This is a genomic window from Streptococcus danieliae (assembly GCF_009767945.1).
GTDB classification, from domain to species: domain Bacteria; phylum Bacillota; class Bacilli; order Lactobacillales; family Streptococcaceae; genus Streptococcus; species Streptococcus danieliae.
Genome location: NZ_WSRS01000203.1, coordinates 1 through 480 on the forward strand (window position 1 = coordinate 1; position 480 = coordinate 480).

The window sequence follows — 480 nt, forward strand, 5'->3', positions numbered from 1 at the left end:
ATCACCTAGGTTAGAGATGGACTTCTCAGCTGATGGAGTTTCACCAACGGTAACGGTTTGATCAGCTGGACTTGGTTGGTTACTGTCTGCCTGACTTGGGTTTTCTACAACCTTAACCGTCACAGGAACCTTATCTTGTGAACCATCTGGGTAGGTCACAAGAACGGTCGCTGGTTTATCTCCTGCTGTACTTGTGTCTACTGGACTTTCAAACGCTACCGTAGTACCTGTTGGAAGGTCGCCTAGGTTAGAGATGGACTTCTCAGCTGATGGAGTTTCACCAACGGTAACGGTTTGATCAGCTGGACTTGGTTCATTGCTGTCTGCCTGGCTTGGGTTTTCTACAACCTTAACTGTCACAGGAACCTTATCTTGCGAACCATCTGGGTAGGTCACAAGAACTGTCGCTGGTTTATCTCCTGCTGTACTTGTGTCTACTGGACTTTCAAACGCTACCGTAGTACCTGTTGGAAGATCGCC

The 480-nt window shown here is 47.9% G+C and carries 1 protein-coding gene; it reads right to left on the bottom strand.

The window, feature by feature from the left end; genetic code table 11:
• A partial coding sequence (locus E5983_RS09455) for a Rib/alpha-like domain-containing protein (RefSeq protein WP_269148550.1) occupies positions 1-480 on the bottom strand: 480 nt, incomplete at both ends.